The following is an 18,511-nucleotide window of genomic DNA, read 5'->3' on the forward strand; positions in this document are numbered from 1 at the left end:
CAAGTAGGCCTGGAGACAGGCGAGTTCAGGCCGCGCCGGATCCGCTCAGGCGGGCAGCGGGCGGGGCGGCCGGGGGCCGGTGTAGTGGCCGCTCGGGCGCATCCGGAGGGGGCGTTCCGCGTACTCCTCCAGGGCGTGGGCGATCCAGCCGGCCGTGCGGGCCACCGCGAACACCGTCTCGCCGGCCTCGGCGGGCATGCCGAAAGCCACGCTGATGACGGCAAGCGCAAGATCGACATTGGCGTGCAGCGCGGTGTGCCGGGCCGTCGTGTCGACCACGTCGCGCGCCGCCGCCAGCGCGTCCGAGGCCTGCGGAATCGCTTCGAGGAGTGCGAAAAGGGCCCGGGCGCGCGGGTCCTCACCCGGATAGAGCCGGTGGCCGAGCCCGGGCACGCGCCGCCCCGAGCGCAGGTGGTCGGCGACGACCGGGGCCGCGCTCCCGCGGTCGAGCACCTCGGCCAGGGTGCGGTGGGCGAGCCCGCTCGCCGCGCCGTGCAGCGGCCCCTCCAGGGCGCCGAGCCCCGCCGAGACCACGGCGTACGGATGCGCGCGGGCCGAGGCCGCGACCCGGGCGGCGAGCGTGGAGGCGGCCAGGTCGTGGTCGATGAGCAGCGCAAGTGCCGTGTCGAGGAGGCGAACCGACTGCTCGTCGGGGAGCTGGGGGGTGAGGCGCTGCCACAGCTGCCAGGCCGTGCGGCCCTCGCCGCGGTGCCGCTTGCCGGCCGTCGGCAGGGCGCCGACCAGGGTGGGGATCAGCATGCGGCCGCAGCCGAGCACCGCCGAGGGGTCGAGGTCGAAGCGCAGCGGGTCGGCCGCCGAGACCGCGACCGCCGCACCGCGCAGCCGGTCCATGGTGCTGCTGTGCACGGGCAGCGCGTTGACGGCGAGCCGGGCCGCGTCCAGGAACGGCTGCGGCGCGGTGAACCGCGGGCCGTGCGTCAGCTCCCCGGTCCACACCCACTCCGCGACCTCCTCGAAGCCGTACGCGGTGGCGAGCTCGACGGCGTCGACACCGCGGAAGTAGTAGCGGTCCTTGTCGATCAGGGTGATGCCGGTGCGGAACGTGAAATCCCCGCTCGCGGTGCCCGGGCCCGGCTCGCGGCGGCCGCTGCGCCGGGCCAGCGCGTCGAGCTCCTTCGCGTCGAAGGTCGAGCCCCGGCCGCCCGGGGCGCGCTCACTGCTCAGCTGTCCGCGGCTGACGTACGCGTAGACCGTCTCGGGCTTCACGCCCAGCCGCTCAGCCGCCTCGCGGGTGGTGAGCCGTGCCTGATCACTCATGGGGTCACCGTATCCATATTGATTCAATCAACATTGACAGCTTCGGAGTCAATCATAGACAGTCGAGTCAACATGAAGAACTGAAGGAGGCAGCCACATGGCCAGCACCATCACGGCCCCCGCCGCGGTACCCCGCGGTCTCGCGGGCGTCGTCGTCACGGACACCGAACTCGGGGACGTCCGCGGCCGCGAGGGCTTCTACCACTACCGCCAGTACTCGGCCGTCGAGCTCGCCCAGAGCCGCAGCTTCGAGGACGTCTGGCACCTGATGTTCCACGGCGAGCTGCCCGACGCCGCGGCCCGCGCCGCCTTCACCGCCCGCACCGCCGCACTGCGCCACCTGCCCGACGGCGTACGCGAGGCACTGCCCGGCATCGCCCGCACCGGCGCCCTGTCGGGACCGCTCGCCGGGCTGCGCACCGCGCTCTCCCTGCTCGGCGCGGCCAAGGGCTTCCGGCCGGTGTACGACCTGGACGCGACGCAGCGCGCCGAGGACGCGCTCGCCGCCTGCGCCGCCGTGCCCACGCTGCTGACCGCGCTGCACCGGCTCGGCCAGGGACTCGAACCGGTCGAGCCCCGCGACGACCTGCCGTACGCCGCCAACTACCTCTACATGCTGACCGGTTCAGAGGCCGGGCCCGAGCGCGTCCGGGCCGTCGAGCGGTACCTCATCTCCACCATCGACCACGGCTTCAACGCCTCCACGTTCACCGCCCGCGTCGTCGCCTCCACCGGGGCCGACGTCGCGGCGAGCCTGGTCGCCGCGGTCGGCGCGCTCTCCGGGCCGCTGCACGGCGGTGCCCCCAGCCGCGCCCTCGACACCCTGGACGCGATCGGCACCCCCGACCGCATCGACGGCTGGATCCGCGAGCGCGTCCTGGCCGGCGACCGGATCATGGGCTTCGGGCACCCCGTCTACCGCACCGAGGACCCCCGCTCGCGCATGCTGCGCGGGATCGCGGAGGGCTTCGGCGGGCACCTCGTCGATTTCGCCGTCGAGGTCGAGCGCCAGGTCGAGGCGATCCTGGCCGAGCTCAAGCCGGGCCGTGAGCTGCACACCAACGTGGAGTTCTACGCCGGAGTGGTCATGGAGCTGTGCGGGCTGCCGCGCGAGATGTTCACGCCCACGTTCTGCGCGGCCCGGGTGGTCGGCTGGAGCGCCAATATCCTGGAGCAGTCGGCGGACTCGAAGATCATTCGCCCGGCGGCCCGCTACGTGGGCCCGCCCCCGCCGCAGCCCGTACCCGCAGTCTGAAAGGCCCCAGGTGAACAGCCCGAGCAAGCAGATCCCCGTCATCGTCCTCGCGGGCTTCCTCGGCTCGGGCAAGACCACCCTGCTCAACCATCTGCTCAGAGCCTGCCGGGGCACCCGCATCGGAGCCATCGTCAACGACTTCGGCTCCATCGAGATCGACGCCATGACGGTGGCGGGCCAGCTCGGCGACTCCACCGTCTCGCTCGGCAACGGCTGCCTGTGCTGCGCCGTGGACGCCAGCGAACTCGACCTCTACCTGGACAAGCTGACCCGGCCCGCCGCCCGTCTCGACGTCATCGTCATCGAGGCGAGCGGTCTCGCCGAACCCCAGGAACTCGTGAAGATGCTGCTCGCCAGCGAGAACCCGCGGATCGTGTACGGGGGCCTGGTCGAGGTCGTCGACGCGGCGGAGTACGACGCCACGCGCGAGAAGCACCCCGAGATCGAGCGGCACCTGAGCGTCGCCGACCTGGTGGTGCTCAACAAGACGGACCGGGTCGGCGAGGCGGACCTGGCCCGGCTGCGCACCGCGCTCGCGGGGTCGGCCGCGGTGGTCGAGTCCGCGTACGGCCGGGTCGACCCGGAGCTCTTCTTCGACCGCAGGCCCCTGACCGAACGCGTCGGCCAGCTCGCCTTCGACGACCTCCTCGACGACGCGTCCGCGCAGGGGGACTGCGGCGAGGACGGCCACGACCACAGCTCCTGTACCGGCCACGCGCATCCCCATCTGCACGCCGGATACGAGTCCGTGGCCTTCACCTCGGACGTGCCGATCGACCCGCGCCGCCTGATGGCCTTCCTCGACACCCGGCCCGAGGGCCTCTACCGCATCAAGGGATTCGTCGACTTCGGAGCCGCCGACGCCCGCAACCGGTACAGCCTGCACGCGGTGGGCCGGTTCCTGCGTTTCTACCCCGAGCCGTGGGAGCGCGAGCAGGAGCGCCGCACCGAACTCGTCCTCATCGGCGCCGGCATCGACGCGGCCGCGCTGGACAAGCAGCTCGCCGGGTGTGTGGTGGCGGACTCGGGGGAGACCCCGCCCGAGCATGCGATGTGGGGCGTTCTGCGGTACGTGCCGGAGCCGGATTCCGAGCCCCGGGAGCCGGAAGGGGCTGGGGAGTTCGATTGACTCCCCAGCCCCTTGCAGCTGAGCGCCCGGCCGGAAGCAGGAGGCGGAATGCTTTGCCCGCGGGCCTGTGGGGGCTGATCGCGCAGTTCCCCGCGCCCCTTTCGGGGCGCTCGCCCCTCGTTACGAGGCCGGGCCCGCCAGGACCGTCACCGGGGAGACCAGCGGTGTGCCCGAGCCGTCGCGGCGCGGGTCCGGCTCCGGGAGCTGTGCCGGGGCGCCGTTGGCCTGGGCCGCCCGGGCCGGGGCCGGGCCCGCCCAGGCGAGCACCAGCTTGTCCTCGCCCTTCAGGAACCGCTGACAGCGCACCCCGCCGGTGGCCCGGCCCTTGCGCGGGTACTGGTCGAACGGCGTCAGCTTCGCGGACACCGCCGTGTCGCCGAGCAGGGTGGCACCCGAGCCCGCGACCGAGAACACCACCGCGTCCCCGGCCGGGTCGACCGCGGTGAACGAGATGACCTTGGCGCCGTCGGTCAGCTTGATACCGGCCATCCCGCCCGCGGGCCGCCCCTGGGGGCGTACCTGACTCGCCTGGTAGCGCAGGAGCTGGGCGTCGTCGGTGATGAAGACCAGGTCCTCCTCGCCGGTGCGCAGCTCGGCCGCGCCCACGATGCGGTCACCGTCCTTGAGGGTGATGACCTCCAACTCGTCCTTGTTCGCGGGGTAGTCGGGCACCACCCGCTTGACGACGCCCTGCTCGGTGCCGATCGCGAGACCGGGCGAGGACTCGTCGAGCGTCGTGAGACACACCACCGTCTCGTCCGGCTCGAGGGAGGACAGGAACTCCGAGATCGGGGCGCCGCCCGACAGGTTCGGCGCGGACGCCGTGTCCGGGAGCTGCGGCAGGTCGATCACCGCGAGCCGCAACAGGCGCCCGCTGGACGTCACCACGCCCACGTCGCCCCGCTGGGTCGCGGGCACCGCCGAGACGATCACGTCGTGCTTGACGCGCTTGTCCTCCTCACCGGCCACGAACCGGTCGCCGGTGGCGGTGCGGGCCAGCAGGCCCGTCGAGGAGAGCAGCACCCGGCACGGGTCGTCCGCGACTTCGAGGGCGACGGCCGCGACCGGGGCGCCCGCCGACTCCAGGAGCACGGTGCGCCGGTCGGTGCTGAACTTCTTGGCCACCGCGGCCAGTTCGGCCGAGACCAGCTTGCGCAGCTCGTTGTCCGAGTCCAGGATCCCGGTCAGCTCGTCGATCTCGCCGGTCAGCCGGTCGCGCTCGCTCTCCAGCTCGATCCGGTCGAACTTGGTGAGCCGGCGCAGCGGCGTGTCCAGGATGTACTGCGTCTGGATCTCGCTCAGCGAGAAGCGCTCGATGAGCCGCTCCTTGGCCTGCGCGGAGTTGTCACTCGACCGGATGATCCTGATGACCTCGTCGATGTCGACCAGGGCCACCAGCAGACCCTCGACCAGGTGCAGCCGGTCGCGGCGCTTGGTGCGGCGGAACTCGCTGCGGCGCCGTACGACATCGAAGCGGTGGTCGAGGTAGACCTCCAGAAGCTCCTTGAGCCCCAGGGTGAGTGGCTGGCCGTCGACCAGCGCCACGTTGTTGATGCCGAAGGACTCCTCCATCGGCGTCAGCTTGTAGAGCTGCTCCAGGACGGCCTCCGGGACGAAGCCGTTCTTGATCTCGATGACCAGACGCAGGCCGTGCGAACGGTCCGTGAGGTCCTTCACATCGGCGATGCCCTGGAGCTTCTTCGAGCCGACCAGGTCCTTGATCTTGGAGATCACCTTCTCCGGGCCGACCGTGAACGGCAGCTCGGTGACGACCAGGCCCTTGCGGCGCGCCGTGACGTTCTCCACCGACGCCGTGGCACGGATCTTGAAGGTGCCACGGCCCGACTCGTACGCGTCCTTGATGCCGCCCAGGCCCACGATCCGCCCGCCCGTCGGCAGGTCGGGACCCGGCACGAAACGCATCAGCGCCTCCAGGTCCGCGTCCGGGTGCCGGATCAGATGGCGGGCCGCGGCGATGACCTCGCCCAGGTTGTGCGGCGGCATGTTGGTCGCCATGCCGACCGCGATCCCGGACGAGCCGTTGACCAGCAGGTTCGGATAGGCGGCCGGAAGGGCGACCGGCTCCTGCTCCTGGCCGTCGTAGTTCGACGCGAAGTCGACGGTGTCCTCGTCGATGGACTCCGTCATCAGGGATGTGGCGTCCGCCATCTTGCACTCGGTGTAGCGCATGGCGGCCGGCGGGTCGTCGTTGCCGAGCGAGCCGAAGTTGCCGTGCCCGTTCACCAGCGGAAGGCGCATGGAGAACGGCTGCGCCATGCGCACCAGGGCGTCGTAGATCGAGGCGTCGCCGTGCGGGTGCAGCTTGCCCATCACCTCGCCGACGACGCGGGCACACTTCACATAGCCCCGGTCGGGGCGCAGGCCCATCTCGTTCATCTGGTAGACGATGCGGCGCTGGACGGGCTTCATGCCGTCCCGGGCGTCCGGCAGGGCCCGCGAGTAGATCACGGAGTACGCGTACTCGAGGAAGGAGCCCTGCATCTCGTCGACGACGTCGATGTCGAGGATCCGCTCCTCGAAGTCGTCGGGCGGCGGCGGGGTCTTCGTGCTGCGGCGGGCCATCGCGGCTGCTGCTCCTTCACGTACCGGATTCGGGTCTGATGCCGACCATTGTGGACCGTCCCACTGACAACGCCGACCGCGACCCGGGAACTTCGCCAGGTGCCCGCGCGCTTGCATACAGTGGCAGGACTTCTTCAGCTGAGGACTTCCCCCGCCAGTACTTCACCTCGCAGTACTGCACATCGCGAACGAAGGGACGTACATGCCCATGGGTCACACGGCCACAGCGCAGGCCGGCTCCGGCGGTCTGACAGCCACTGAGCACCGACTGGCCAACGGCCTGCGCGTGGTGCTCTCCGAGGACCACCTGACCCCGGTCGCCGCGGTGTGCCTCTGGTACGACGTGGGCTCGCGCCACGAGGTCAAGGGCCGCACCGGCCTCGCCCACCTCTTCGAGCACCTCATGTTCCAGGGCTCCCACCAGGTGCACGGCAACGGCCACTTCGAGCTGGTGCAGGGGGCCGGCGGCTCGCTGAACGGCACCACCAGCTTCGAGCGCACCAACTATTTCGAGACCATGCCCGCCCACCAGGTGGAGCTCGCGCTCTGGCTGGAGGCAGACCGCATGGGCTCGCTGCTCGCCGCCCTCGACGAGCAGTCCATGGAGAACCAGCGCGACGTCGTCAAGAACGAGCGCCGCCAGCGCTACGACAACGTGCCCTACGGCACCGCCTTCGAGAAGCTGACCGCCCTCGCCTACCCGGAGGGCCACCCCTACCACCACACGCCGATCGGCTCCATGGCCGACCTGGACGCGGCGACGCTCGAAGACGCCCGGAACTTCTTCCGTACGTACTACGCGCCCAACAACGCGGTGCTCGCGGTGGTCGGCGACATCGACCCCGAGCAGACGCTGGCCTGGGTCGAGAAGTACTTCGGCTCCATCCCCACCCACGACGGCAAGCAGCCGCCGCGCGACGGCGCGCTGCCCGACACCATGGGCGGGCAGCTGCGCGAGGTCGTCGAGGAGGACGTCCCGGCGCGCGCCCTGATGGCCGCCTACCGGCTGCCCCACGACGGCACCCGCGAGTCGGACGCCGCCGACCTGGCGCTGACCGTCCTCGGCGGCGGCGAGTCCTCCCGGCTGCACAACCGCCTGGTCCGCCGCGACCAGACCGCCGTCGCGGCCGGGTTCGGCCTGCTGAGGCTCGCCGGCGCCCCCTCGCTCGGCTGGCTGGACGTCAAGACGTCGGCCGGCGTCGAGGTTCCCGACATCGAGGCCGCGGTCGACGAGGAGCTCGCCCGGTTCGCCGAGGAGGGCCCGACCGAGGAGGAGATGGAGCGCGCCCAGGCCCAGTTGGAGCGCGAGTGGCTCGACCGGCTCGGCACCGTGGCCGGCCGCGCCGACGAACTGTGCCGGTACGCCGTGCTGTTCGGCGACCCGCAGCTCGCCCTGACCGCCGTCGACCGCGTTCTGGACATCACCGCGGAAGAGGTCAAGGCGGTCGCCGCCGCGACCCTGCGCCCCGACAACCGGGCCGTCCTGGTGTACGAGCCCACCGCGGCACCCGAGGCAGGCAACGAAGAGGAAGAGGCGGGCCAGTGACGGACGCTGTCGTGACCATGGAGTTCCACCCGCAGCCGGCCGCCGGCACCGCCACGCCGTGGGCCTTCCCGGCCCCCGAGCGCGGCACGCTCGCCAACGGCCTGACCGTGCTGCGCTGCCACCGCCCGGGCCAGCAGGTCGTCGCCGTGGAGATCTTCCTCGCGGCCCCGCTGGACGCTGAGCCCGAGGGCCTCGACGGCGTCGCCACGATCATGGCGCGCGCCCTGACCGAGGGCACCGACAAGCACTCCGCCGAGGAGTTCGCCGCCGAGCTGGAGCGGTGCGGCGCCACCATCGACGCGCACGCCGACCACCCCGGCGTCCGGGTCTCCCTCGAAGTGCCCGTCTCCCGGCTGCCCAAGGCGCTCTCGCTGCTCGCCGAGGCGCTGCGGGCCCCCGCGTTCGCCGACTCCGAGGTCGAGCGGCTCGTACGCAACCGGCTGGACGAGATCCCGCACGAGCTGGCCAACCCGTCCCGGCGGGCCGCCAAGCAGCTCTCCAAGGAGCTGTTCCCGGCCTCCGCGCGCATGTCGCGGCCCCGCCAGGGCACCGAGGAGACCGTCGCCGCCATCGACGCGGCCGCGGTGCGCGCCTTCTACGAGGCGTACGTGCGCCCCGCGACGACCGTCACCGTCATCGTCGGCGACCTGGCGGGCACCGACCTCGACGCGATCCTCGCGGACACCCTGGGCGACTGGACGGGCAACACGGCCGAGCCGCGCCCCATGCCGCCGATCACCGCCGACGACACCGGCAGGGTCGTCATCGTGGACCGCCCCGGCGCCGTCCAGACCCAGCTGCTCATCGGCCGCATCGGCGCCGACCGGCACGACCGGGTCTGGCCGGCCCAGGTGCTCGGCACGTACTGCCTGGGCGGCACCCTCACCTCGCGCCTGGACCGCGTGCTGCGCGAGGAGAAGGGCTACACCTACGGGGTCCGCGCGTTCGGCCAGGTGCTGCGCTCGGGGCCGGACGGCGGCGCGGCCATGCTCGCCATCAGCGGCTCGGTCGACACCCCGAACACCGGCCCGGCCCTCGACGACCTGTGGAAGGTGCTGCGCACGCTGGCCGCCGAGGGTCTGACGGACGCCGAGCGCGAGACGGCCGTGCAGAACCTGGTGGGCGTCGCGCCGCTCAAGTACGAGACCGCGGCGGCCGTCGCGGGGACGCTGGCCGACCAGGTCGAGCAGCACCTCCCCGACGACTACCAGGCGCAGCTGTACGCGCTGCTCGCCGAGACCGGCACCGTGGAGGCGACGGCGGCCGTCGTCAACGCCTTCCCGGCCGACCGGCTCGTCACGGTCCTCGTGGGCGACGCGGCACAGATCGAGGAGCCCGTCAGGGCCCTCGGAATCGGTGAAGTGACCGTCGTAGCAGGCTGATTGAGGCACCGTCCGGGCCGGCCGAGGCAGACGGACGACGGAGGGTTACGGGACCCCGGTGGCGGATGTGCCACCGGGGTCCTCCCCATGTCGGCCCAATGTCCGTTTTGTAGGAGAGGTTGCCTGTCTGTCATGTGGCGTGCGCTACAAAAACCGGTGTCTGTTTGGTGATTGAAAGATCAGCCGTCTAGCGTCGGTCCCGCTGTCCGTCACCACCCGTCGCAGCCGCGGCACCGGACAGTGATCGCCGAGTCCCCGAAGGCGCGAGCCTGGGGAGCCGGGGACCCACTCAGTCCCTGGGGTGAATCGGACGCCTCCGCCCGCGGAGGAGCCCGTAGGAGACCTTCCTGCTCCGAACCCGTCAGCTAACCCGGTAGGCGAGATGGAAGGAAAGGACACCGCCACTCCATGGCGTTCACCCGTGCCACCGGGAAGCATCGCGCGCCCAGCCGTATGACGCGCCGCAGCGCGAACATCGCGGGCATCGCCACCCTCGCCACCGCCGGAGTCGTAGGCACCCTCGCCTCCCCGGCCATGGCGGCCCCCAGCACCACCACGGTCGACACCGGCCTCACCCAGGCCATCGTCATCGGCGACAGCATCGCCGACCAGGTGGGTGCCCAGGCCGACGCGCAGAAGCAGGCCGCCGCGAAGGCCAAGGCGCAGGCCGAGGCCGAGGCCGCCGCCAAGGCGAAGGCCGAGCAGCGGGCCAAGGAGGCACGCGAGGCCAAGGAGCGCGCCGCGCGCGAGGCCGAGCGCAAGCGCCTCAACACCTTCGTGGCCCCCATATCCGACAGTTATGTGTCCACCGGCTACAAGACCGGCGGATCGCTGTGGTCCTCCGGCAGCCACACCGGCATCGACTTCCATGCGGCGAGCGGCACTTCGGTGCACGCCGTGGGTCTGGGCACCGTCGTCGAGGCGGGCTGGGGCGGCGCGTACGGCAACAACGTCGTGATCAAGATGAACGACGGCACGTACACCCAGTACGGCCACCTCTCGGTGATCCAGGTCTCCGTCGGCCAGTCCGTCGAGCCGGGCCAGCAGATCGCCCTGTCGGGCAACACCGGCAACACCACCGGCCCGCACCTCCACTTCGAGGCCCGCACCGGCCCGGACTACGGCTCGGACATCGACCCCATCGCCTACCTGCGCTCGCACGGCGTCGGCGTCTGAGACACCCGAGACACCCAAGGCGTACGAGACGTCCAGGACGTCCGAAGCGCCCCCGCGCATACCGAAGGCCCCCGACAGCATGCCGGGGGCCATTCGTATTGGCCAGAAGATATCCATTGGTTCCGGCCCGTCACCGGGAATTAACAAGGCCTGCCATAGAGTCGCCGAACAGGCGTTGCGCGATCGCGTTTCGCGAGGATTGAGGCGGAGGTTCGGCCATGCGCATTCCGGCGCATTCGGTATGCACGGCAATCCGCGACGACATCGTCTCGGGTGCCTTCGAGCGGGGCAGCCGGCTCACCGAGGAAGTCCTCGCACGCCGTTACGGAGTCTCGCGCGTTCCTGTGCGCGAGGCCCTGCGCACCCTGGAGTCGGAGGGCTTCGTCACCACCCGCAGGCACGCCGGCGCCTGCGTGGCCGAGCCCACCGACCTGGAGGCGGCCGACCTGCTCGAACTGCGGCTGCTCCTTGAGCCGTTGGCCGCGGCCCGCGCCGCCGGGCGCCGCAGCGAGGCCCATCTCAAGGTGCTGCGCGGCCTGGTGAGGCTGGGGCAGGACCGGGCCAGGCGCGGCCAGGGCGAGGATCTGCGCTCGCTCGGCGGCTGGTTCCACGAGACGCTCGCCCAGGCCTCGGCGAGCCCCGGACTGATCGCGCTGCTCACGCAGTTGAGGCACAAGGTCGCCTGGATGTACGCGGTCGAGGCGCCGGCCCGCCCGGCCGAGGCCTGGGCCGAACTCGGCGCGATCACCGACGCGGTGGCCCGCGGGGATGCCGAACGCGCCCGCTCGCTCACCGCCCTGCACGCCGAGCGATCATTTTCCGCCCATCGGCTGCGCGGGCCCGCACCCGTGAGAACTTCGCAACATGCCGTAAACACCGCGAGCGCCCGCACTTAACAGCGTGGCCGTATACAAAGAAAGGCCAAAAGGGCCGCCGCATTGTGCTGTCCGGAATTGGTTTTTCCGCGCACCGAATGCCCGCGAGAACCCGATGCCCCGAGCCGAGGGAAAAAGAAAAGGACCGCCGGGCCCGAATGCGGGATCAGCGGTCCTTCGGTGTGACGCGGTGCCGCGCCGACCGGGTCAGACGGTCTCGGGGAGTTCCTCGAGACCCTCGGCGACCAGCTTGGCCAGCCGGTCGAGAGCGACGTCCGCGCCCTCGGCGTCGGAGGCCAGCACGATCTCCTCGCCGCCCTGCGCACCCAGGCCGAGCACCGCGAGCATGGACGCGGCGTTGACCGGGTTGCCGTCGGCCTTGGCGATCGTCATGGGGACTCCGGCAGCCGTGGCGGCACGGACGAAGATGGACGCGGGGCGGGCGTGCAGGCCCTCGGCCCAGCCGACGTTGACGCGGCGCTCAGCCATGGTGTTGCCCTTCGAAATCTCTGACGGTTGTCTAGACCAGTCTCTCATGTGGTGCGCGGTGCTCGTACCGACCTTAGGCCCCAGTGTGATGCCGATCGGCCCTTGCCACCTTGCCCCGCCCCGTACGGCCCCGCGACCCGTACGCTTTCGGTATGACGACGGCGTCCGACCCCGCGTACCCGGCCCACTGGGAGGCCGACGTGGTGCTCCGCGACGGCGGCACCGCGCGCATCAGGCCCATCACCACCGAGGACGCCGAGCGGCTCGTCTCCTTCTACGAGCTGGTCTCCGACGAGTCGAAGTACTACCGCTTCTTCGCGCCCTACCCCCGGCTCTCCGCCAAGGACGTCCACCGCTTCACCCATCACGACTACGTCGACCGGGTCGGCCTGGCCGCGACCGTCGGCGGCGAGTTCATCGCGACCGTCCGCTACGACCGCATCAATGCCCAGGGCCGCCCGGCCCCCGCCCCCGCCGACGAGGCCGAGGTCGCCTTCCTCGTCCAGGACGCGCACCAGGGCCGGGGTGTGGCCTCCACGCTGCTCGAACACATCGCGGCGGTCGCCCGCGAGCGGGGCATCCGGCGGTTCGCGGCCGAGGTGCTGCCCGCCAACAGCAAGATGATCAAGGTGTTCACGGACGCCGGCTACCAGCAGAAGCGGTCCTTCGAAGACGGCTCGGTCCACCTCACGCTCGACCTGGAGCCCACCGCCGAGTCGCTCGCCGTGCAGCGCGCCCGCGAGCACCGCGCCGAGGCGAGATCGGTGCAGCGCCTGCTCGCGCCCGGCTCGGTCGCGGTCGTCGGCACCGGCCGCGCCCCCGGCGGCGTCGGCCGCACGGTCCTGCGCAACCTCCTGGACGCCGGATTCACCGGACGGACGTACGCCGTGAACAAGGCGCTCGGCCCGGAGCAGCGCGAGCTCGACGGCGTCCCCGCCTTTCCCTCCGTCGCCGCGATCGGCGAACCGGTCGACCTGGCGATCGTCGCGGTGCCCGCCGAACGCGTGCCGGAAGCGGTCGCCGACTGCGGGGAGCACGGCGTCCAGAGCCTCGTCGTCCTGGCCGCCGACTACGCGGAGAGCGGCCCGGACGGCAGGGAGCGTCAGCGCGCCCTGGTCCGCCAGGCCCGCTCGTACGGGATGCGGCTGATCGGCCCCAACGCCTTCGGGATCATCAACACCGCGGCGGGGGTGCGGCTGAACGCCTCGCTGGCCCCCGAGCCGCCGGCCGCGGGCCGGATCGGCCTGTTCACCCAGTCCGGCGCGATCGGCATCGCCCTCCTGTCGGGCCTCTACCGGCGCGGCGCGGGCCTGTCGACCTTCATCTCCTCCGGCAATCGCGCGGACCTCTCCGGCAACGACTTCCTCCAGTACTGGTACGAGGACCCCGCCACCGATGTGGTCCTGCTCTATCTCGAATCCATCGGGAACCCGCGGAAGTTCACCCGGCTCGCCCGCCGCACGGCCGCCGCGAAGCCCGTCGTCGTGGTCAAGGGCGCCCGGCACAGCGGTACGACCCCGCCGGGCCACGCCGTGCCGGTGACCCGGGTGCCGGACGCCACGGTCTCGGCGCTGCTGCGCCAGGCGGGCGTCATCCTGGTCGGCACGGTCACCGAACTCGTGGACGCGGGCCTGCTGCTCGCGGGCCAGCCGCTGCCCGCCGGCCCGCGCGTGGCGATCCTCGGCAACTCCGAATCGCTCGGGCTCCTCACGTACGACGCCTGCCTGACCGAGGGGCTGCGCCCGCTGAGGCCCCTCGACCTGACGACGGGGGCGACCCCGGCCGACTTCCGCGCGGCTTTGGCTGCGGCCCTCGCGGACGATGCCTGCGACGCGGTCGTGGTGACGGCGATCCCGTGGGTCGGCGAGAACGGGGCGATGGAATCCGGCGACGGCCAGGTCCTCGCCGACGCCCTGCGCGAGGCGGCCGCGACGGCGCCGGCGAAGCCGGTGGCGGTGGTCCATGTGGAGATCGGCGGCCTGGCGGAAGCGCTGTCGGCGGCGGCCCGCACGGTGAACAGGGGGGCGCCCACGTCTCCGCCGGACCCGGTACCGGCCGGCGAAGGTCCAGCCCCTTTGACATATGAGGAGCGGGGTCCGGGGCAGAGCCTCGGCACTCCCGTCGGCGGGCCACCCCGCGAGGCCCGACGCATCCCGGCCTACCCCGCCGCGGAGCGAGCCGTACGGGCGCTGGCCGAAGCCGTCCGCTACGCCCGCTGGCGGCGGGAGGCGGCCGACCCCGGCAAGGTGGGGGAGTACGACGACATCGACGAGCCGGGCGCGGCCGCCCTGGTCGACCGCCTCCTGGGCCCCGCCCCGGACCCCCGCGGCACGACCCTGGCCGCTCAGGACGCCGAGGAACTGCTCGGCCGGTACGGCATCCCCGTGCGCCCGACGCTGCCCGCGCCCGACCCGGACCGTGCCGTCGAGGCCGCCCGCCGCCTCGGCTACCCCGTGGCTCTGAAGACCACCGCCCCGCATCTGCGCCACCGCCCCGACCTCGGCGGCGTACGCCTGGATCTGGCGGACGAGCACCAACTCGCCCGCGCATATGCCGAGTTGACGGCCACGCTCGGCAAGCCGGAGGAGCTCAAGCCGGTCGTGCAGGCCATGGTCCCGCGCGGCGTGGACACCGTCGTGCGCGCCTCGATCGACTCGGCGGTCGGCGCGGTGCTGTCCTTCGGACTCGCGGGCGCCGCCTCCGAACTGCTCGGTGACACCTCGCACCGGCTGATTCCGGCCACCGACCGCGACGCCGCCGAACTGCTGCGATCCATCCGGACGGCGCCGCTCCTGTTCGGCTGGCGGGGTTCGGCGCCCGTCGACACCGCGGCGCTCGAAGAGCTGCTGCTGCGGGTGTCGCGGCTGGTCGACGACCATCCCGAGGTGGTCGCGGTGGGCCTGGAACCCGTCATCGTCGCCCAGCACGGCCTGTCGGTGCTCGGCGCGAGCGTCCGCCTGGCGCCCGCCCCGCCCCGCACGGACCTCGGTCCCAGGCGCCTGCCCAGCTACTGAGAGCTCTGAGGGGCCGTCCGCCCCGTGCGGCAGCTTAAGATGGACCCCATGGCGAAGACCGGTACGACGACCCAGGGGCTCCGCGCGGCGATCGAGCGCAGCGGCTACTACCCGGCCCTTGTGGCCGAGGCAGTGGAGGCCGCGGTCGGCGGGGAGCCGATCTCGTCGTACCTGGTGCACCAGGAGACCACGTTCGACGCCAACGAGGTACGCCGCCATGTGACGGTCCTCGTGCTCACGGACAACCGTTTCATCGTCAGCCACACCGACGAGCAGAACGCCGACACCAGCTCCCCGACGCCGTACGCGACGACCTCCACCGAGTCCGTGAAGCTCGGCCGGATCTCGTCGGTCGTGGTGAGCCGCGTCGTGGCCAACCCCGAGTCGTACACGCCCGGCACCCTGCCCCGCGAGGTCGTCCTGACCATCGGCTGGGGTGCGGTCGCCCGGATCGACCTGGAGCCCGCCGCCTGCGGCGACCCCAATTGCGACGCCGACCACGGCTACACCGGCAACTCCACCGCCGACGACCTGAGCCTCAGGGTCAGCGAGGCCGGCGACGGCCCGGACACGGTGCGCCAGACGCTGGCGTTCGCCCAGGCGCTGTCCGAGGCGACCGCGGCGACCGGCCGCTGATGGCCCAGCCCGCCTGGCAGGACCCCGAACCCCTCGCCCTCGACACCGCACCCGTCCCCGAGTACGGCACCGGATCGCTCGCCGATCTGCTGCCCACCCTCGTGGCCGGGCAGGGCGTACCCGGATTCGAGCAGCGGATCGCGGAGCTCACCCCCGCCGACCGCAACTGCGTCTTCCTGATCGACGGCCTCGGCTGGGAGCAGATCAAGGCCCACCCGGACGAGGCCCCGTATCTGCACTCCCTGCTCGCCACCTCGCGCGGCGGCACCGGGCGGCCCATAACCGCCGGGTTCCCCGCCACCACCGCGACCTCGCTCGCCTCGGTCGGTACGGGACTGGCCCCCGGCGAGCACGGCCTGCCCGGCTACACCGCGCGCAACCCCGACAGCGGCGAGCTGATGAACCAGCTCCGCTGGAAGCCGTGGACCGACCCGCACGCCTGGCAGCCGTACCCCACCGTCTTCCAGCTCGCCGACCAGGACGGCGTGCACACCGCGCAGGTGTCCTCGCCGGACTTCGAGCACACCCCGCTCACCAAGATCGCGCTCAGCGGCGGCAGCTTCCGCGGCCGGCTCTCCGGCGAGGAGCGCATGGACCTCGCGGCGGCCCAACTCGCCGCAGGTGACCGGTCGTTGGTCTACACGTACTACTCCGAGGTCGACGGCAAGGGCCACCGCTTCGGCGTCGACTCGGACGCCTGGCGCGGCCAGCTGATGTACGTGGACCGGCTCGCCCAGCGCCTGGCCGAACAGCTCCCGCCGCGCGCGGCCCTGTACATCACCGCCGACCACGGCATGATCGACATCCCCTTCGACGAGCAGTCCCGCATCGACTTCGACGAGGACTGGGAGCTGCGCGCGGGCGTCGCCCTGCTCGGCGGCGAGGGCCGGGCCCGCCATGTGTACGCGGTGCCGGGCGCGGTCTCCGACGTCCTGACCTGCTGGCGCGAGGTGCTCGGCGAGCAGTTCTGGGTCGCGAGCCGGGACGAGGCGATCGCGGCGGGCTGGTTCGGCCCGCACATCGACGAGCGGGTCCACGGGCGGATCGGCGACGTGGTCGCCGCGGCCCGCGACGACGTCGTCATCACCGCCTCGCGGCGCGAGCCCCACGAGTCCCTCATGGTCGGCAACCACGGCTCGATGACCCCGGTGGAACAGCTCGTACCGCTCCTCGAAGTACGCTCGTAACCACCCTCCCTCCACAGACCTGAAAGGCCGTCACCTCCCCATGCCCGAGCTGGTGTTCTTCTCCGGAACGATGGACTGCGGAAAGAGCACCCTCGCTCTTCAGATCGAGCACAACCGCTCCGCGCGCGGCCTCCAGGGCATGATCTTCACCCGCGACGACCGGGCGGGCGCGGGCAAGCTGTCGTCCCGGCTCGGCCTGGTGACCGACGCCGTCGAGGCCGCCGACGGCTTCGACTTCTACGCCTACCTCGTCGCCCACCTCTCCAAGGGCGGCCGCTGCGACTACGTCATCGCGGACGAGGCCCAGTTCCTCGCGCCCGGGCAGATCGACCAGCTCGCCCGGGTCGTCGACGACCTCGAACTCGACGTCTTCGCCTTCGGTATCACCACCGACTTCCGCTCCAAGCTGTTCCCCGGCTCGCAGCGCCTTGTCGAACTCGCCGACCGGGTCGAGGTGCTTCAGGTCGAGGCGCTGTGCTGGTGCGGCGCGCGCGCCACCCACAACGCCCGCACGATCGGCGGCCGGATGGTCGTCGAGGGCGCCCAGGTGGTCGTCGGCGACGTCAACCAGTCGCAGGACGAGATCGGCTACGAGGTCCTGTGCCGGCGCCACCACCGCCGCCGCATGACCAGCGCCTCGGCCCGAGCGGCGGCCCTCTCCCCGGACGTGCTGCCTGTCGCGGCGCCCTGAGCGGACGTCGACGCAGGCCCGGTCTCACAGGCGTCCCGACGAGGGGGCCCTGCCGAGCGCCGTCACCGCGAGGGCCGCGACGGCGAGCCCGCCGCCCAGCCACATCACCGCGCCGGCCCCGGCGCCGTCCGCGACCAGCCCTCCGGCCAGCGCGCCCAGCGCGATCGCCCCGTTGAAGACACCGACGAACAGCGAGGACACGGCCTCGCGCGTCTTTGGCGCCGAAGCCAGCAGCCAGGTCTGGGTGCTGACCGACACGCCGCCGTAGGACAGTCCCCAGACGGCGAGCAGCACACCGGCGGTCAGGACGGAGCCGCCGAGCACCGGTACCAGCGCGACCGTGGCCGCGAGCACCGCGCTGATCACCAGCAGGGTGGAGCGCGGCGACCGCCCGGCGCCCGCACCGGCGGCGAAGTTGCCCGCCACGCCGGCGACTCCGTACACGAGCAGCAGCGTGCCGATCATCCCGGCGCCGGCTCCCGAGACCTCTTCGAGTACGGGCCGCACGTACGTGTAGGCGGCGAAGTGTCCGGTGACCAGCAGCGCCACGACGGCCAGTCCGGTTCGCACCCGCGCTTCGCCGAGCAGCCGCATCACACCGCCGAGCCGCATCTCCTGCTCGGCCGGCAGCCGCGGCAGCAGGGCCGCCAGGGCGATCAGCGCGGCCAGTGCCAGCGCTCCCGCCGTCACGAACGCCGTACGCCAGTCGGCCAGTTCGCCGATGTACGTACCCGCAGGGACGCCGAGCACCGAGGCCACCGCGATCCCGCTGAAGATCAACGACGTTGCGGGGCCGACGGACTTCGGCGGCACCAGACGTACCGCCAGGCCCGCCGCGATCGCCCAGACGCCTCCCATGCCGATGCCCACAAGGACGCGGGCGGCCACCATCACCGCGAAGTGCGGTGACCACGCGGCCAGCAGGTTGCCCGCCGTCAGGACCGCCATCAGCGCACACAGCACCGGGCGCCGGTCGAACCGGCCCAACAGCGGTGTCAGCAGCGGTGCCGACACCGCGCCGACCAGACCGGTGATGGTCAGGGTCAGCCCGGCGGTGCCCTCGGTCACCTTCAGTGTGTCCCCGATGGGTGTCAGCAGGCCCACGGGCAGCATCTCGGACGTCACCACCGTGAACGTCGCGCTCGCGACCGCCGCGACGCCCAGCCGGCCGCGGGCTGCCGGCCGCTGAGGCACCCCGGCGGTGCCTGTGATTTCCTCAGTCTGTGCCATGCGGCCAGCCAACCCGTCCCGACCTGCGGGAACAACGGCC

14 protein-coding genes and 1 riboswitch are annotated in these 18,511 nt (G+C 72.2%); of the genes, 10 read left to right on the top strand and 4 right to left on the bottom strand.

Annotated elements, in window-relative coordinates; translation table 11 throughout:
• Positions 1 to 45: 45 nt before the first annotated feature.
• The gene (locus tag ABD346_RS33140; RefSeq protein WP_344380016.1) at positions 46 to 1,278 is read right to left on the bottom strand and encodes a citrate/2-methylcitrate synthase; all 1,233 of its coding nucleotides are present in this window, start codon (positions 1,276 to 1,278) and stop codon (positions 46 to 48) included.
• 97 nt (positions 1,279 to 1,375) lie between these two features.
• Between ABD346_RS33140 and ABD346_RS33145 the strand changes: the two genes are divergently transcribed.
• Both ABD346_RS33145 and ABD346_RS33150 read left to right on the top strand, forming a co-directional pair.
• Positions 1,376 to 2,533: a citrate synthase/methylcitrate synthase gene (locus ABD346_RS33145; RefSeq protein WP_344380017.1), complete on the top strand. Its 1,158-nt coding sequence runs from the start codon at positions 1,376 to 1,378 to the stop codon at positions 2,531 to 2,533.
• 10 nt (positions 2,534 to 2,543) lie between these two features.
• Positions 2,544 to 3,662: a CobW family GTP-binding protein gene (locus ABD346_RS33150; RefSeq protein ID WP_344380018.1), complete on the top strand. Its 1,119-nt coding sequence runs from the start codon at positions 2,544 to 2,546 to the stop codon at positions 3,660 to 3,662.
• A gap of 120 nt (positions 3,663 to 3,782) precedes the next feature.
• Here ABD346_RS33150 and ABD346_RS33155 read toward each other — a convergent pair whose 3' ends face one another.
• Positions 3,783 to 6,245, bottom strand: a complete 2,463-nt coding sequence (locus tag ABD346_RS33155) for a DNA gyrase/topoisomerase IV subunit A (RefSeq protein ID WP_344380019.1) — start codon at positions 6,243 to 6,245, stop codon at positions 3,783 to 3,785.
• Between the two features lie 208 nt (positions 6,246 to 6,453).
• Between ABD346_RS33155 and ABD346_RS33160 the strand changes: the two genes are divergently transcribed.
• The 4 genes from ABD346_RS33160 to ABD346_RS33175 all read left to right on the top strand — a co-directional run bounded on the left by ABD346_RS33160 (position 6,454) and on the right by ABD346_RS33175 (position 11,245).
• Positions 6,454 to 7,791, top strand: coding sequence for a M16 family metallopeptidase (locus ABD346_RS33160; protein ID WP_344380020.1), 1,338 nt, complete (start codon positions 6,454 to 6,456; stop codon positions 7,789 to 7,791).
• Between the two features lie 17 nt (positions 7,792 to 7,808).
• Positions 7,809 to 9,173, top strand: a complete 1,365-nt coding sequence (locus ABD346_RS33165; RefSeq protein ID WP_344380153.1) for a M16 family metallopeptidase — start codon at positions 7,809 to 7,811, stop codon at positions 9,171 to 9,173.
• A 235-nt stretch (positions 9,174 to 9,408) separates the two neighbouring features.
• Positions 9,409 to 9,568, top strand: a riboswitch (cyclic di-AMP (ydaO/yuaA leader).
• A 13-nt stretch (positions 9,569 to 9,581) separates the two neighbouring features.
• Positions 9,582 to 10,349: a M23 family metallopeptidase gene (locus tag ABD346_RS33170; protein WP_344380021.1), complete on the top strand. Its 768-nt coding sequence runs from the start codon at positions 9,582 to 9,584 to the stop codon at positions 10,347 to 10,349.
• Positions 10,350 to 10,567: 218 nt separating this feature from the next.
• A complete protein-coding gene (locus ABD346_RS33175) occupies positions 10,568 to 11,245 on the top strand; it encodes a GntR family transcriptional regulator (protein WP_344380022.1) in 678 nt (225 codons plus the stop codon).
• A 186-nt stretch (positions 11,246 to 11,431) separates the two neighbouring features.
• Here the strand turns inward: ABD346_RS33175 and ABD346_RS33180 are convergent, their stop codons facing one another.
• On the bottom strand, positions 11,432 to 11,713 hold the full coding sequence (locus ABD346_RS33180) for an HPr family phosphocarrier protein (RefSeq protein WP_053725500.1): 282 nt from the start codon (positions 11,711 to 11,713) through the stop codon (positions 11,432 to 11,434).
• Between the two features lie 152 nt (positions 11,714 to 11,865).
• On the opposite strand from ABD346_RS33180, the gene ABD346_RS33185 reads away from it, so the two are divergent.
• Genes ABD346_RS33185 through ABD346_RS33200 form a run of 4 tightly spaced genes read left to right on the top strand, consistent with a single transcriptional unit; the run spans position 11,866 to position 17,241 of the window.
• Positions 11,866 to 14,727: a bifunctional acetate--CoA ligase family protein/GNAT family N-acetyltransferase gene (locus ABD346_RS33185; RefSeq protein ID WP_344380023.1), complete on the top strand. Its 2,862-nt coding sequence runs from the start codon at positions 11,866 to 11,868 to the stop codon at positions 14,725 to 14,727.
• Positions 14,728 to 14,775: 48 nt separating this feature from the next.
• Complete coding sequence (locus ABD346_RS33190) at positions 14,776 to 15,363, top strand: DUF5998 family protein (protein WP_344380024.1); 588 nt, start codon at positions 14,776 to 14,778, stop codon at positions 15,361 to 15,363.
• Positions 15,363 to 16,550, top strand: coding sequence for an alkaline phosphatase family protein (locus tag ABD346_RS33195; protein ID WP_344380025.1), 1,188 nt, complete (start codon positions 15,363 to 15,365; stop codon positions 16,548 to 16,550). Before ABD346_RS33190 ends, ABD346_RS33195 begins: the two co-directional genes overlap by 1 nt.
• A gap of 40 nt (positions 16,551 to 16,590) precedes the next feature.
• The gene (locus ABD346_RS33200) at positions 16,591 to 17,241 is read left to right on the top strand and encodes a thymidine kinase (RefSeq protein WP_344380026.1); all 651 of its coding nucleotides are present in this window, start codon (positions 16,591 to 16,593) and stop codon (positions 17,239 to 17,241) included.
• A gap of 24 nt (positions 17,242 to 17,265) precedes the next feature.
• Here ABD346_RS33200 and ABD346_RS33205 read toward each other — a convergent pair whose 3' ends face one another.
• Complete coding sequence (locus tag ABD346_RS33205; RefSeq protein ID WP_344380027.1) at positions 17,266 to 18,471, bottom strand: MFS transporter; 1,206 nt, start codon at positions 18,469 to 18,471, stop codon at positions 17,266 to 17,268.
• Positions 18,472 to 18,511 lie beyond the last annotated feature (40 nt).

Source organism: Streptomyces mauvecolor (assembly GCF_039532965.1).
Lineage (GTDB): Bacteria > Actinomycetota > Actinomycetes > Streptomycetales > Streptomycetaceae > Streptomyces > Streptomyces violascens.